Source organism: Gallicola sp. Sow4_E12 (assembly GCF_052116305.1).
GTDB lineage: Bacteria > Bacillota > Clostridia > Tissierellales > Peptoniphilaceae > JBQKLI01.
In genome coordinates this window covers 36,812-49,489 of record NZ_JBQKLI010000011.1, presented here as the reverse complement: position 1 = coordinate 49,489, position 12,678 = coordinate 36,812, and the positions used below count along the sequence as shown (strand labels likewise).

The 12,678-nt window shown below is 38.2% G+C and carries 14 protein-coding genes; 11 read left to right on the top strand and 3 right to left on the bottom strand.

All coding sequences use genetic code 11. The features are described from left to right. The first annotated feature begins 2 nt into the window (after window positions 1-2). The 10 genes from glpK (at window position 3) to ACTQ46_RS07285 (ending at window position 7,879) form a co-directional block, all read left to right on the top strand. Entirely contained in the window at window positions 3-1,499 is a 1,497-nt protein-coding gene (gene glpK, locus ACTQ46_RS07330) for a glycerol kinase GlpK (protein WP_441748529.1), read from the top strand. A 10-nt stretch (window positions 1,500-1,509) separates the two neighbouring features. Continuing rightward, a complete protein-coding gene (locus ACTQ46_RS07325) occupies window positions 1,510-2,199 on the top strand; it encodes a YoaK family protein (protein WP_441748528.1) in 690 nt (229 codons plus the stop codon). 120 nt (window positions 2,200-2,319) lie between these two features. Further along, window positions 2,320-2,973 carry a GTP pyrophosphokinase gene (locus ACTQ46_RS07320; protein WP_441748526.1) on the top strand — a complete coding sequence of 218 codons (654 nt, stop codon included), beginning with the start codon at window positions 2,320-2,322 and terminating at the stop codon, window positions 2,971-2,973. Further along, window positions 2,970-3,644 carry a response regulator transcription factor gene (locus ACTQ46_RS07315; RefSeq protein ID WP_441748524.1) on the top strand — a complete coding sequence of 225 codons (675 nt, stop codon included), beginning with the start codon at window positions 2,970-2,972 and terminating at the stop codon, window positions 3,642-3,644. The genes ACTQ46_RS07320 and ACTQ46_RS07315 overlap by 4 nt, the downstream gene beginning before the upstream one ends. After that, a complete protein-coding gene (locus tag ACTQ46_RS07310; protein WP_441748522.1) occupies window positions 3,637-4,848 on the top strand; it encodes a sensor histidine kinase in 1,212 nt (403 codons plus the stop codon). Before ACTQ46_RS07315 ends, ACTQ46_RS07310 begins: the two co-directional genes overlap by 8 nt. A gap of 84 nt (window positions 4,849-4,932) precedes the next feature. Next, on the top strand, window positions 4,933-5,478 hold the full coding sequence (locus tag ACTQ46_RS07305; protein ID WP_441748520.1) for a GNAT family N-acetyltransferase: 546 nt from the start codon (window positions 4,933-4,935) through the stop codon (window positions 5,476-5,478). 422 nt (window positions 5,479-5,900) lie between these two features. Then, complete coding sequence (locus ACTQ46_RS07300; RefSeq protein WP_441748518.1) at window positions 5,901-6,629, top strand: Rossmann-like domain-containing protein; 729 nt, start codon at window positions 5,901-5,903, stop codon at window positions 6,627-6,629. Between the two features lie 33 nt (window positions 6,630-6,662). Further along, window positions 6,663-7,091, top strand: a complete 429-nt coding sequence (locus ACTQ46_RS07295) for a DUF1893 domain-containing protein (RefSeq protein ID WP_441748516.1) — start codon at window positions 6,663-6,665, stop codon at window positions 7,089-7,091. 1 nt (window position 7,092) lies between these two features. Continuing rightward, window positions 7,093-7,632, top strand: a complete 540-nt coding sequence (locus tag ACTQ46_RS07290; RefSeq protein WP_441748514.1) for an ECF transporter S component — start codon at window positions 7,093-7,095, stop codon at window positions 7,630-7,632. Beyond that, window positions 7,625-7,879: a DUF1294 domain-containing protein gene (locus ACTQ46_RS07285; RefSeq protein WP_441748512.1), complete on the top strand. Its 255-nt coding sequence runs from the start codon at window positions 7,625-7,627 to the stop codon at window positions 7,877-7,879. The genes ACTQ46_RS07290 and ACTQ46_RS07285 overlap by 8 nt, the downstream gene beginning before the upstream one ends. Window positions 7,880-8,012: 133 nt before the next feature. On the opposite strand, the gene ACTQ46_RS07280 is transcribed toward ACTQ46_RS07285, so the two are convergent. The 3 genes from ACTQ46_RS07280 to ACTQ46_RS07270 all read right to left on the bottom strand — a co-directional run bounded on the left by ACTQ46_RS07280 (window position 8,013) and on the right by ACTQ46_RS07270 (window position 9,856). Beyond that, a complete protein-coding gene (locus ACTQ46_RS07280; protein WP_441748510.1) occupies window positions 8,013-8,387 on the bottom strand; it encodes a desulfoferrodoxin in 375 nt (124 codons plus the stop codon). A gap of 119 nt (window positions 8,388-8,506) precedes the next feature. After that, window positions 8,507-9,157 (bottom strand): rhomboid family intramembrane serine protease, encoded by a 651-nt coding sequence (locus tag ACTQ46_RS07275; RefSeq protein ID WP_441748509.1) that lies wholly within the window; start codon window positions 9,155-9,157, stop codon window positions 8,507-8,509. Between the two features lie 57 nt (window positions 9,158-9,214). Further along, window positions 9,215-9,856: a TVP38/TMEM64 family protein gene (locus ACTQ46_RS07270; RefSeq protein ID WP_441748507.1), complete on the bottom strand. Its 642-nt coding sequence runs from the start codon at window positions 9,854-9,856 to the stop codon at window positions 9,215-9,217. A gap of 197 nt (window positions 9,857-10,053) precedes the next feature. On the opposite strand from ACTQ46_RS07270, the gene ACTQ46_RS07265 reads away from it, so the two are divergent. After that, entirely contained in the window at window positions 10,054-12,678 is a 2,625-nt protein-coding gene (locus ACTQ46_RS07265; RefSeq protein ID WP_441748505.1) for a heavy metal translocating P-type ATPase, read from the top strand.

The window sequence follows — 12,678 nt, the reverse complement described above, 5'->3', positions numbered from 1 at the left end:
TTATGGGCAAATATATAATGAGTTTTGATGCGGGTACAACGAGCAATCGTTGTATCCTTTTTTCTAAAGAAGGGGAAATCCTTTCTACAGCTCAAAAGGAGTTTAGACAAAGTTACCCTAAACCGGGTTGGGTGGAACAGGATCCTAAAAAGATCTGGTCTTCCCAAATAAGCTGTGCCGTAGAAGTTCTCAGCGACAGAGGGATCTCTCATAATGATATCGCAGCGATCGGGATTTCGAATCAAAGGGAGACGACGATTCTTTGGGACAAAAGAACAGGAGAACCCGTGTACCCTGCTATAGGCTGGCAGTGCAGACGAACTTCAGACTATTGCGATCAGCTGATACAAGAAGGATATGAAGAGTTTATTCGAGAAAAAACAGGCTTAAAGATCGATGCTTATTTTTCAGCTACAAAGATCCGGTGGATACTGGAAAATGTAGAGGGGGCCCGAGAAAGGGCGGAAAATGGCGAGATATTATTTGGAACAGTAGATAGCTGGCTGTTATGGAAATTAACGAAAGGAAAAGTACATGGGACAGACGTATCCAACGCTTCTCGAACGATGCTTTTTAATATCAATAAGCTAGAGTGGGATAAAGAACTTTTAGACTTTTTCTCAATACCAAAAGAAATTCTTCCTATAGTTGGCGACAGCAGCCAGATCTACGGATATACAGACAGCGAATATCTAGGGGGAGAGATTCCCATCGCCTCCCTTATCGGGGATCAGCAGTCTGCATTATTCGGTCAGAGCTGTTTTGAAGAAGGAGAAGCGAAAAATACATATGGAACAGGGGCCTTTCTTCTTATGAATACTGGAGAAAAACCGGTATACAGCGAGAACGGTCTTTTAACGACCGTTGCCTGGAAAGACAAGGAAGGTATCTGCTATGCCATAGAAGGGTCTATATTTGTGGCTGGATCTGCTATACAGTGGCTGAGAGATGATCTTCGTATAGTAGACGAAGCCGAAGATACGGCTTATATGGCTTCTAAAGTAGAAGACACCAAGGACTGTTATTTTGTGCCTGCGTTTACTGGGCTGGGTGCTCCCTACTGGAATCAGTATGCCCGAGGGACTATTGTGGGAATCACAAGAGGAGTAAGCAAATATCATATTGTAAGGGCAGCTTTGGAATCCATAGCCTTTTTGTCAAAGGATGTGTTAGAAGCGATGGAGAAAGAAGGTTCGATAAAGCTTAAATCTTTAAAAGTAGACGGGGGAGCCAGCAACAATGATTTTCTAATGCAGTTTCAATCGGACATTATGAATGTCTCTGTAGAGCGTCCGGTTCTTTTTGAAAGTACCGCTTTAGGCGCTGCCTATCTAGCAGGTCTTGCTGCAGGTTTTTGGAAAGATAAAGACGAGATCCGAAAATATAGAAAAGTATCGAGAGAATTTCACTCCGAAATGAGTATCGAGGAAAGGGAAAAGAAATATAAAAGGTGGAAGAAAGCTGTTGAGTATGCGAAAAACTGGGCAAAGGATTCCTAGGAGCGGGAAAATGGAAAAGAAAATCGACAAATATAGAGATCAGATCATGTACCTATGGATATTTAATTTAACACTGATTGCAGGCTGCATCAACGCTGTAGGTCTGATGCAGTTTAGCCTTCCCATCACTTATGTTTCGGGTAAGATTGCCCAAATGGCTGTCAATTCTACCCTGGGAAAATGGGATATCTTTATTGTGTACTTTATACTGATAGCCTGCTTTTTTCTAGGTTCATTATTTTCAGGGATTGTTTTTTCGAAACAGAAGTTTCAGCTACGGCTGCGGTATGGACTGCTTTTGATCGGTTATGCAATGATTATTACTGCTGCTTCTTTTGTCTTTCGGGAGAGGAATATCATGGCCTATATTTTGGCTTTTATTGTAGGCAGCCAGAATGGTTTTTTCCTTTATTGGAAAGGGGCGATTGTCCGAACAGCTCATATGACCGGATATTTAAGTGATGCAGGGGTAATATACGGCAGAGCTCTTCGAGGAAACAAGCTGAATCTCTGGAAGGCTTTTTTTTACACCATAAATATAATGATATTTTTTATAGGAGGATTATTGGGTGCGTATATTATAATCCATCATATAGAGTGGATTTACAAAGTCATCAGCCTGCTGTATATAGCAGCAGCTTTGGTTTTCTTTTATCTTCGAAGCCTTCACAAAAATGAAAGCAGACATTTTTATAAATAAAACTCGTATCATTTATTTATAGTTTATCTCCTCAATTCCTACATATGATTTTGAGAAACTATATAAATAAATAATATTTTTAATAACGAGGGAATCCTCCCTTTAAAACAAGGAGAAATTATGCAGTCAATAAAAATCAAAAAGCCTGAAATTGAAGAAGACCAACGGGCGTTTTATGGAGATACCCTATCCATAATAGAAGAAGAACTACATAAAATGAGTGCTGAAATAGAGCGTCTTGAAAAAATGGATGAAGATCTGGACCGCAAAAGAATCGAGCATTTCAAGTGGAGAATCAAAAAGCCGAAAAGTATCGAGTGCAAGCTTAAAAAATTGGGTTTCCATTACGATTTGGATACCTGTTTTATACATCTCTTCGACTACGCGGGGATCCGGGTTGTTTGTGCATTTTTAGAAGATATCTACAGTATACGGGATTACTTTGAAAATATGGGAGGAGTACGGATTCTTGAGGAGAAAGACTATGTCAAGTATCCAAAACCGAACGGCTATCGAAGTTTTCATATGATCCTGGAAATCGACAGAAAATTGAATGAAAATGTAGATAAAATGCATATGGAAATACAGATCCGCACCATTTCCCAAGACAGTTGGGCAAGCCTCGAGCATCAATTAAAATACAAGCGGGATATCGAACACAGCGAAATGATCGTAGAAGAATTAAAACGCTGTGCCGATGAAATGGCTTCTACAGATTTGACAATGCAGACAATCCGAGATTGGATAGATGGAAAAATCAAGGAGGAAATATGAGACTACTGCTGGCAGAAGACGAAAGAGAATTATCCAATGCACTAGTGGCTATTTTAGAACATTCCGATTATGAAGTAGATGCTGTTTACGATGGAGAGAAGGCCTTGGAATATGCTTTAGAACGGGATTATGACGGGATCCTTCTCGACATTATGATGCCGAAAAAAGACGGGATTGAAGTTTTGAAAGAAGCAAGACGTCAAGGCATCGAAACACCGATATTGATGCTAACTGCGAAAGCCGAGATTCAGGATAAGTTGGAAGGGTTGGAAAACGGAGCCGATGACTATCTGACGAAACCCTTCGCAATGGCGGAACTTTTAGCGAGAATAAAAATTATAACAAAAAGAAAAGGAGAGTATACATCGCCCCTTCTTCGGTTTGAAAATGTAGAACTGGACCGGTCGACCTATGAACTCTCAACAGAAACCTCCTCAATCCGCTTAGGCAATAAAGAATGCAAAATGATGGAGATCTTAATTACTGCAAAACGATGGGTAACGCCGGAGGAATTTATGGAGAAGATCTGGGGTTATGATACTGAAGTGGAAAAGAATATTGTATGGGTGTATATTTCCTATCTTAGAAAAAAACTGGACGCGATAAATGCCTCTGTCCAAGTAAAGGTAGAAAAGGATACAGGATATCAGCTGGAGAAGAAAGATGATTAGGAAGTTTCAGCGCAAATTTGTGCTGATTACGATGATAACCTTGTTTTTTATACTTTCTCTTATAATCCTAGCTGCAACTTCGCTGAATTACTATAATATGAATTCTAGAGCAGACGCTTTTCTAGAACTTTTATCAGAAAACCAAGGCAATATTTCGAAAGAAGATTTAAGATCTTTAAATGAACAGTCCTTTTATACAGAAAATATACCTTATGAAATGCGGTACTTCATTGTAGATTTTAAAGACGATACGGTGATAGACCGTTCCCATATGGAATCTATTTCGGAAGAAGAAGGAAAAATTTTAAGCGGGTTTATGCTGAAAAACGAAGGCAATAAAGGAACCATTCAAAATATGCGCTATCTTATAGACCGAGACCATTCGCAGCTTTATGTGCTGAATATTTATGAAGGGCAGAAAGCCTTTGAAAACTTTTTTGTCAATACAGTTTTTATCTCCGTAATGAGTTTGTTTGCTGTATTTATTATCGTAAGCGTTTTTTCAAAAAAAGCCATAAAACCTATGACAGAGGGCTTGTTAAAACAGCGGAGATTTATTACCGATGCAGGACATGAAATAAAGACGCCATTATCCATAATCGCTGCAAACTGCGAAGTCTTAGAGCTGCAATACGGGCGCAATGAGTGGATAGAAAGTACACAAAATCAAGTAAGAAGGATGAATCTCTTGATAAAGAACCTCCTTACCTTGGCAAAAATGGATGAAGAAAATATAGATATTCATTTTGTTACATTGAATCTTTCAGAAATAGCTGAAGAGATTATCCAGCCTTTTACAGTATTGGCAGACCAGAAAGGGATTGAAGTTCAAAAACGTATAGAAAAAAATCTTTATATCAGCGCTGATCCGAATCGGATTTCCCATTTGATCTCTATTTTAATGGATAATAGTATAAAATATACACCCGTGGATGGAGTGATTGAGATTTATTTGGAAAGAAAAGGGAAAAATATTATCTTTGATTTTATAAATACAGTTGAAAAAATGCCGGAGGGAAATCTGGAAAGATTATTCGACCGCTTCCATCGGGAAGATGACTCTAGAACGAGTGAAGGAGGAGGCTACGGGATAGGACTTTCTCTTGCACGAGCTGTAGTAAAAAGCCATGGAGGAAGAATCAGAGCCTCAAAAGCTGAAAAAGATAAAATCCGCTTTCGTGTTGAATTTTCATCGGCGGTTTAAGAGGATAAAGAATCACAAAGAAGAATTATTATTCAAGCTCTTCACATAATGTGCTATAATTATAACAGGAAGGAGGGACAGCTGTTGAAATTTAAAGAAATTGAACAGATTTCCCATAGAATTGTAAAAAATATTGATGGAATAGAATCCTTAGCAGTCTACGAAGTGTCTGGAAAAAGCTTAAGATTATTAAAGGATATGATTGAGTTTTGGGATACGGTTTTTGGACATAGCGCATTGGACGAGTTTGGATTTGTACCTCTTCTTCGTCATGGAAATGTATATTTGCTGACAAATGAAAATAAGAATACTGTATTAGGAATGGCATCCTTTATGAGAGACTGGTCTGATCCGAAAATGGCTTATCTTTTTGATTATGCTATTGCAGAAGAACTACAGGGAATGAGCCTGGGTTATGAGTTTCTTACGATCCTGATACGAGATTTAGCAGATTTAGGATTCGAAACACTTCAATTGACAGTAGATGTAAACAACAAACCTGCTTTGCGTCTATATAGCGATAAGATTGGATTTAACCCGGTTAGAATGTCCATGAACGAATACGGAGAAAATGAAGACCGTTATATAATGGAACTAGACATCGAAGAATATTTAAAAGAAAACGAATAATAATTGCTCTAAAGTAGAGTGAAAGATCCTTTCATTACTACTTTAGAGCAATTTTTTGTGCAGCTGTTTCTTTTTAAGCAGAGGATAGGAAATAGGGGAGGAGAACTTTATCGCTTGCGGCTCTAAAGTCTTCCAAAATATAGGAACATATAGTGTAAATATTTTGTATTTCGAATTTGGATAGACGAACACTAGTCGACGAAATGGAGAAAATATTATAGAAAAATGACTATTACGGTTTGATCCTTGTTCTTTTATTACAAAAGAAACACGTTCTTTGTTTCTTCTATAACTTCACACTCCCCTCTCCACGCTCTCACACTTTCTTTTTATGCTTTTTTAAAAATATTCTATTGATTCTTTTATATTTTAATATACAATGGATTTACAGGATATTTATTAATGTTCTAAAGGAGCAGGAGATGGATCTTTACGAAAAATTAAAAGAATATTTTACAGGACTTGCAAGAGAAAAGGGTATTGAAAACGAGGAAATCGAAGTTTCTTTTCGATTGTTGGAAGGAATAGATGTATTAGGGGAAACCAGCAGGAAAGATTATCCGCTTCTTACAGGGAAGGAAAAGATGTTGGAAGCGGAGTTTGGCGGTGCAAAAGGACAGGCTTTTACACTGGCAGGATCTGTGTTTCACGGAACGATACAAGATATTATGAAATTAGATCTGGAGAAAGAATATGATCGGGGGATTTTTGTTGCGGCTTTAAATGCTGTGATGAAGCATTTTAATCTGATAAGCGGTACGATTCACTGTAAAGGAGAAGAACCAGAAGAATGTGCGGGAGAGCTTACGAAAAAGTTTTCCGAGAAGAAGGATAAAAGAATAGCTGTAATCGGTTTTCAGCCTGCCTTTATCGAAGCGTTAGCAAAAGCAGATTTTAATATACGTGTATTGGATTTGAATCCAGAAAATATCGGCAGCGACCGTTTAGGCGTTCTTATCGAGGACGGCGTGAAGGAGTATGAGGACGTTGTAGACTGGGCAGAGGTGATTCTTTGTACAGGAAGTACTATTGTGAACGGCACGATAAAAGACTATATCGATTTAAATAAAGACGTCTATTTTTATGGAAATACTATAGCGGGACCTGCGAAAGTGTTAGGTCTAAACAGAATATGCTGTAAAGCAGTATAACAAAGATAAAAATTAAGGTACGGTGGGTTGTAGATGGGAGCAGTTATGAAAGATATTGAGATTGCAGTAAAAGAATTAGAGAAGGGAAAATCGATAGTATTCGTTAAAAATGGAAGAATTCTTTTTGAAGATAAAGCAAAGGGAATCCGTCCGATTTTAAAAGCTCTTAATGAGAAAGGTTTAGAAGGTTCTTCAGCAGCGGATACAGTGGTAGGGCTGGCCCATGCTATGATTTCAGCTGAAATTCCAGTAAAAGAAGTCTATGGGAAAGTTCTCTCAAAAAGCGCTAAGGATTTTCTGGAAAAGAAAAAGATTCCTTTTACATATGATATATTAGTAGATAGAATATTAAATAAAAAGGAAGACGATCTTTGTCCGATGGAAAAAAGGGCTCAAGAAAGCCAAGACACAAAAGAGCTTGTGGAAAAGATTGAAACATTCTTCCAAGAAATGAGGAAATAATATGAGAAATTACGAAGGTGTTAGAAATCCGCAGACAAGAGAGCTGGTATTAGGTGCTTTTTTCATCCTTTTAGGGCTGGTAATACCTTTTATCTTTCATACAACGGGTCTGCCAGGAACGGTGTTTTTGCCGATGCATTTTCCGATTTTAATAGCAGGGTTTTATTTAAAACCTTCCACTAGTTTAATCGTTGGGGCAGTCACTCCCTTCTTAAGCAGTATAATGACTGGGATGCCGGTGTTTATGCCGATGGCACCTATTATGGTCTGCGAGCTTGCAGCTTACGGGCTGGTCACATCTCTTTTAGCGAATCGAAAAAGCTGGAATGCATATTTTGTGTTAGTTGCAGCTATGATTGTTGGAAGAATTGTAGCAGGTCTTGCAGTTGCAGTTTTAGTAGCCTTGTTCGGTGTACAGCTTAATCCTGTTCTTTTTGTCACAGGGGGGATTGTAACTGGACTTCCTGGAATTCTTCTGCAGCTTCTTTTAATACCGCCTTTTATAAGACGATTTAAAAGAGGAGTGGAAGCGAATGATTAAATTTCTATTAGTTTGGAATGCAGTATCCTTTTTCTTAATGGGGTATGATAAAAAACAGTCTAGAAATCGCGGACAAAGAATCCCAGAAAAGATACTTCTGGGATTCTCCCTTCTAGGCGGCGGAATCGGAGCCTTTTTAGGAAGCAGAGTATTCCATCATAAAACAAAAAAGACAGCCTTCCGGATCATTCTTCCAATAGGATTTTTACTATCGGCTGTGGTTTTCTTTTACGTTTTGATTCAATAAAGGAAAGCTTGAAAAGCACCAAAACCTTAGAGCACAGGCGATAAAATTCTCCTCCTCTATAACCTGCATTATACTCTCACTACTTTTAGACACAAAAAAAGAGGACGTTCATCCTCTTTTTTTATTCCGAAATTTACGCTTCTGTTTTCCAAAGTCCGTGTTTGTTGCAGAATTCGTAAACAGTTACAGGTCCTTCTTCTACTTTGAAAGAAGCTTTAGGAGCGTCTCCTGGTTTTAAGTAAGCAATTTGTACTTTATCGCCTTGTTGTACAAAGATGTTTGTAATATAATGCTCTTCTTCCATAGGATGCTCTACAGATCCTACTACTACAGATAATTCTTCGCCGTTTTTCTCTACTACTGGTACATGCTTTTCTTTTGCAGCATCTACAGTGTTCGCATTAAGAAGTTCCATTTCTTCTCCGCAGCATACAAGACTTTCTGTTCCGTCTACTGCTTTCACTACTACATTTCCACATTCTTTGCAATGATAAATTTTTAATTCCATTTTTAAATCCCCCTTTAATATTTTCTATCCACACAGTAGTATATATACCCAAAAAATTTCTTTCTAATATCAAAGGTTTTTATAATCATCAGCTGACACGAATATAGATCTCAAAGGAGCTAAATAATATTCATACCTCTTGAGAATAAAAATCCTGCGATCAAAATATATAAAAAGACTCCCAGTACTTGAGAATATTTATCTAAAGTTCTATTGATTATAGGAAAGACTCCGCCCAGTAAAAATCCGCCCAATACGCCTCCTAGATGACCCAGCATATCGATACCGGGGACAGTAAAGCTGTAGACTAGATTGATGACAAGAAGAACTACGAAGCTGCGGGAGAACTCTTGGAGCAGACGATCCTCTCTATAGAAAAGTAGAATCGCAATTCCCAAACCGAATAAACCGTATATACTGGTAGAAGCTCCAGCGCTGACAGTCATATCGCTTCCCATGCCGAAGGTCATAAGATTTCCCATAATACCTGAGAGCAGGTAAATGATTACAAATTTTACACTTCCATATAAAGTTTCAAAGGATTGGCCTAATATAAACAAGGAGTAGCTGTTCATAAGCAGATGGGTAAAACCGATATGGAGAAAAATGGGTGTGATAAATCTCCACCATTCGCCCATTTGAACTAAGGGTTTAAACATCGCTCCGAAGTAGACTAGTACCCCTGTATTTGTAGAGCCGCCTAAAAATTCCATGATCAGATAGAGCAGAAGATTTGCGGCGAGAATGATTAAGGTTGCTTTTTTTTTCATAGAACACCTGCTTTATTTATTTGGATAAATCCATTATCATTCATTTTATCACAATCCTTACAGGAATGTCTGCAGGATCCATTGGAACAAGCTTGTAATCCCATATAAATATAGAAAGGTTGGGAGTGGTTTGAATATCAAGCAGAGCAGGATCATTCTTCGAAGTCTCATATCTGTCAAGCCGCAGATCATGACTGTTGCATCATCGGGCATTCCAGGAATAAGAAAAGCAAGAATTGCTAATTTTGTTGCTGTTTTTTCATCGTAGATTTTTTTTACAAGGGAATCGTAAACTTTATCGGATATAAATGCTTTAACAAAAAGTTCTCCATATTTTTTTACTAAAAGAAAACTGATAATAGATCCTAGTAAAGTTGCCGCCATTACAAATAGGAATCCAGTGAGTTTTTCATTTAACATATATAAAGCAAGGGCAGGAAGGCCGCCGGGAATAACCGGGAAAATAGTGTTAATGACTAAAAGAAGAAAGGATAGTACAACACCTGCCCCTCCAAGGGTTTTAAAATAGTTGCTAAGAACTTCCGGCGAATCAAACCAGTGCTGGCTGTTTCCATATAATAGAAACAAGGCTACAGCGATAATGACTACAAATGTGATCCGGCGGATGATTTTTTGTATTTGCTGAATTCTCTCTCTTTTATTTTCAAGTATTTCTTCTGTATTTATTCTGTTTGGCATGATGTACCTCTTTTATTCGCTATTAGTAATTCTTAGTTAACTTTATTATAGTTGAATAGTCATAATAAAATCAATCCAGAAAGACTGCCGAAAATAGATTGTAGTAATAATGTATAGAATTCGTAGATTTTAAAAAAAATGTTAGACAGATACCCTGTAGGGGTATATACTAAAAAGAGAGAAGAAGGAGGTATTTTATGAGTCTAGAAAAAAATCGGTTTAATGTAGATGGTATGACCTGTGCTTCATGCCAGCAGGCAGTAAATCGTTCTGTAGCAAAAGTAGAAGGAGTTGAGGATGTCAATGTAAATCTTATGACAAATTCTATGGATGTTCGTTATGACAGCGATCAGACAAATACGGATAAAATAATAGAAGCAGTAAAAAATGCCGGCTACGATGCTTCCTTAAAAGAAGCAGGAGGAAATAAGGCAGAAGAAGCAGGCGGAGAAAGTGCAAAGAGCCTTTTTGAAAAACAGGCGAAAGGGATGAAGAAAAGACTTTGGATTTCTATACCCCTACTGATCATTTTAATGTATTTTTCTATGGGAACGATGTTCGGGGCGCCGGTTCCAGAGTTTCTAGAAGGAGCCAGAGGAAGCAGCAACTTTGCTTTAACTCAATTAATTCTTACGCTTCCGATATTGGTAATTAATGGCTCCTATTTTACAAGAGGATTAAAAGCCTTATGGAAAAGAAATCCAAATATGGATTCTTTAATAGCGGTAGGAGCAGGAATGGCCTTTCTATATGGAATCTTAGCTTTGTATCGTATAAATTACGGTCTGGCTTTTGACAATATGGACATTGTGCATACCTATATGCATGACCTTTATTTTGAGTCTGCTGCGATGATCGTTACGTTAATTACACTGGGCAAATATTTGGAAGTGCGTTCGAAATCGAAGACAACGGATTCGATACGAAAATTAATGGATCTTCAGCCCAAAATAGCCCATGTTATAAAAGACGGACAGGAAGCAGATGTACCTGTAGAAGAAGTTAAGACAGGAGATCTTATCAGAATCCGTCCAGGAGAAAGTATTCCGGTTGACGGTGTGATCCGTTCGGGACAGACCTCTCTTGATGAATCTGCACTAACAGGAGAAAGTATTCCTGTAGAAAAAGCAGAGGGAGACAAGGTAATCTCTGCCACGATAAATCAAAGAGGCACTATAGAATTTGAAGCGACAAAAGTTGGAGAAAATACAACAATTGCAAAAATTATTGCCCTTGTAGAAGATGCCAATGCAACAAAAGCGCCCATTCAAAGTATCGCCGATAAAGTTGCGGGAATCTTTGTGCCGATTGTAATAGGGATAGCTATCCTTGTCTTCATCTTTTGGATGTTTATGGGTGAACCTTTTGAGTTCGCTTTAAGACTTGCTATAACGGTTCTTGTTATTTCCTGTCCATGTGCCTTAGGATTGGCTACGCCAGTTGCGATTATGGCTGGAACTGGAAAGGGAGCAGAAAATGGTGTTCTAATAAAAAGTGCAGAGGCGTTGGAAATTCTTCATGAAATAGACACTATGGTTTTCGACAAAACAGGTACTATTACAGAGGGGAAACCTTATGTAACAGATGTCCTTCCTCTTAATATGGAAGGGAAAGATCTTCTGTATAAAGCAGCATCTTTAGAAACAGCCTCTGAACAGCCTTTAGCAGATGCTATCGTTCATGCGGCTAAAGATTTAGAGATTAAACTTTCAAATGTGGAAAACTTTGAAGCTGTTACAGGAATGGGTATAACAGGAAATATAGATGGAAAGAAAATAGCAGCAGGTAATAAAAAGCTGATGAAAAAAGAAGGAATCTCGGTCGAAGATCTTTTACCTGTTACAGAAAAGCTGGCAGATGAAGGAAAGACACCGATGTACTTTGCGGAAGAAGGAAGACTGATCGGAATTATAGCTGCAGCGGATATTGTTAAGAATACCAGCGAAAGCGCTTTGAAACGATTAAAAGAAGACGGGGTCCATAGAGTCCTTCTAACAGGAGATAATGAAAGAACGGCCAAGGCAACGGTTAAAAATCTTCCTATAGACGAGTACTATGCAGATGTCCTTCCTGAAGATAAGAATGATGTGATTCAAAAACTTCAAGAAGGGAACAAAAAAGTGGCTATGGTAGGAGACGGAGTAAACGATGCTCCCGCATTAGCAAGAGCAGATGTAGGGATTGCCATAGGAGCAGGAACAGATGTTGCCATCGATTCGGCAGATGTAGTCTTAATTCGTTCCGATCTTCAAGATGCGGTAACAGCTTTAGAATTATCTAGAGCTACCATTCGAAATATCAAACAGAATTTGTTCTGGGCCTTTTTCTACAATGTTATCTTTATCCCGGTAGCAGCAGGTGCATTATATCCGGCTTTTGGAATCACGCTTAATCCTATGTTTGCAGCGGCTGCGATGAGTTTCAGTTCTGTTTTCGTCGTAACCAATGCCTTAAGGCTTAGAAAATTCCATAGTTTATCTAATGACAAATACGAACAGTACAAACCGGAAGAAAAGAAAGAAATCAATATAGAACCCTTAAACATAGACTATAATCCTAATTCTAAAAAAGAAGAAGGGTTAAACAATAAAAAAATCATGGAGGAAACAAATATGAAAAAAGTTATGCATATTGAAGGAATGACATGCGGTCATTGTCAAAAAAGAGTGGAAGATGCCTTAAACAGTATCGACGGAGTAAAAGCAGAGGTGGATTTAGCAGCGAAAATTGCTAATGTTGAAGCAGAAGACAAAGTGGATAACGATGTTCTAAAAGATGCAGTAACTGAGGCAGGATACGACGTTACCGGCATCGAGGACTAA

Excerpts from the sequence above, each read along its gene's own strand:
- glpK (WP_441748529.1), top strand. The coding sequence starts at position 3 with ATGGGCAAATATATAATGAGTTTTGATGCGGGTACAACGAGCAATCGT.
- ACTQ46_RS07325 (WP_441748528.1), top strand. The coding sequence starts at position 1,510 with ATGGAAAAGAAAATCGACAAATATAGAGATCAGATCATGTACCTATGG.
- ACTQ46_RS07320 (WP_441748526.1), top strand. The coding sequence starts at position 2,320 with ATGCAGTCAATAAAAATCAAAAAGCCTGAAATTGAAGAAGACCAACGG.
- ACTQ46_RS07315 (WP_441748524.1), top strand. The coding sequence starts at position 2,970 with ATGAGACTACTGCTGGCAGAAGACGAAAGAGAATTATCCAATGCACTA.
- ACTQ46_RS07310 (WP_441748522.1), top strand. The coding sequence starts at position 3,637 with ATGATTAGGAAGTTTCAGCGCAAATTTGTGCTGATTACGATGATAACC.
- ACTQ46_RS07300 (WP_441748518.1), top strand. The coding sequence starts at position 5,901 with ATGGATCTTTACGAAAAATTAAAAGAATATTTTACAGGACTTGCAAGA.
- ACTQ46_RS07295 (WP_441748516.1), top strand. The coding sequence starts at position 6,663 with ATGGGAGCAGTTATGAAAGATATTGAGATTGCAGTAAAAGAATTAGAG.
- ACTQ46_RS07290 (WP_441748514.1), top strand. The coding sequence starts at position 7,093 with ATGAGAAATTACGAAGGTGTTAGAAATCCGCAGACAAGAGAGCTGGTA.
- ACTQ46_RS07285 (WP_441748512.1), top strand. The coding sequence starts at position 7,625 with ATGATTAAATTTCTATTAGTTTGGAATGCAGTATCCTTTTTCTTAATG.
- ACTQ46_RS07280 (WP_441748510.1), bottom strand. The coding sequence starts at position 8,387 with ATGGAATTAAAAATTTATCATTGCAAAGAATGTGGAAATGTAGTAGTG.
- ACTQ46_RS07275 (WP_441748509.1), bottom strand. The coding sequence starts at position 9,157 with ATGAAAAAAAAAGCAACCTTAATCATTCTCGCCGCAAATCTTCTGCTC.
- ACTQ46_RS07270 (WP_441748507.1), bottom strand. The coding sequence starts at position 9,856 with ATGCCAAACAGAATAAATACAGAAGAAATACTTGAAAATAAAAGAGAG.
- ACTQ46_RS07265 (WP_441748505.1), top strand. The coding sequence starts at position 10,054 with ATGAGTCTAGAAAAAAATCGGTTTAATGTAGATGGTATGACCTGTGCT.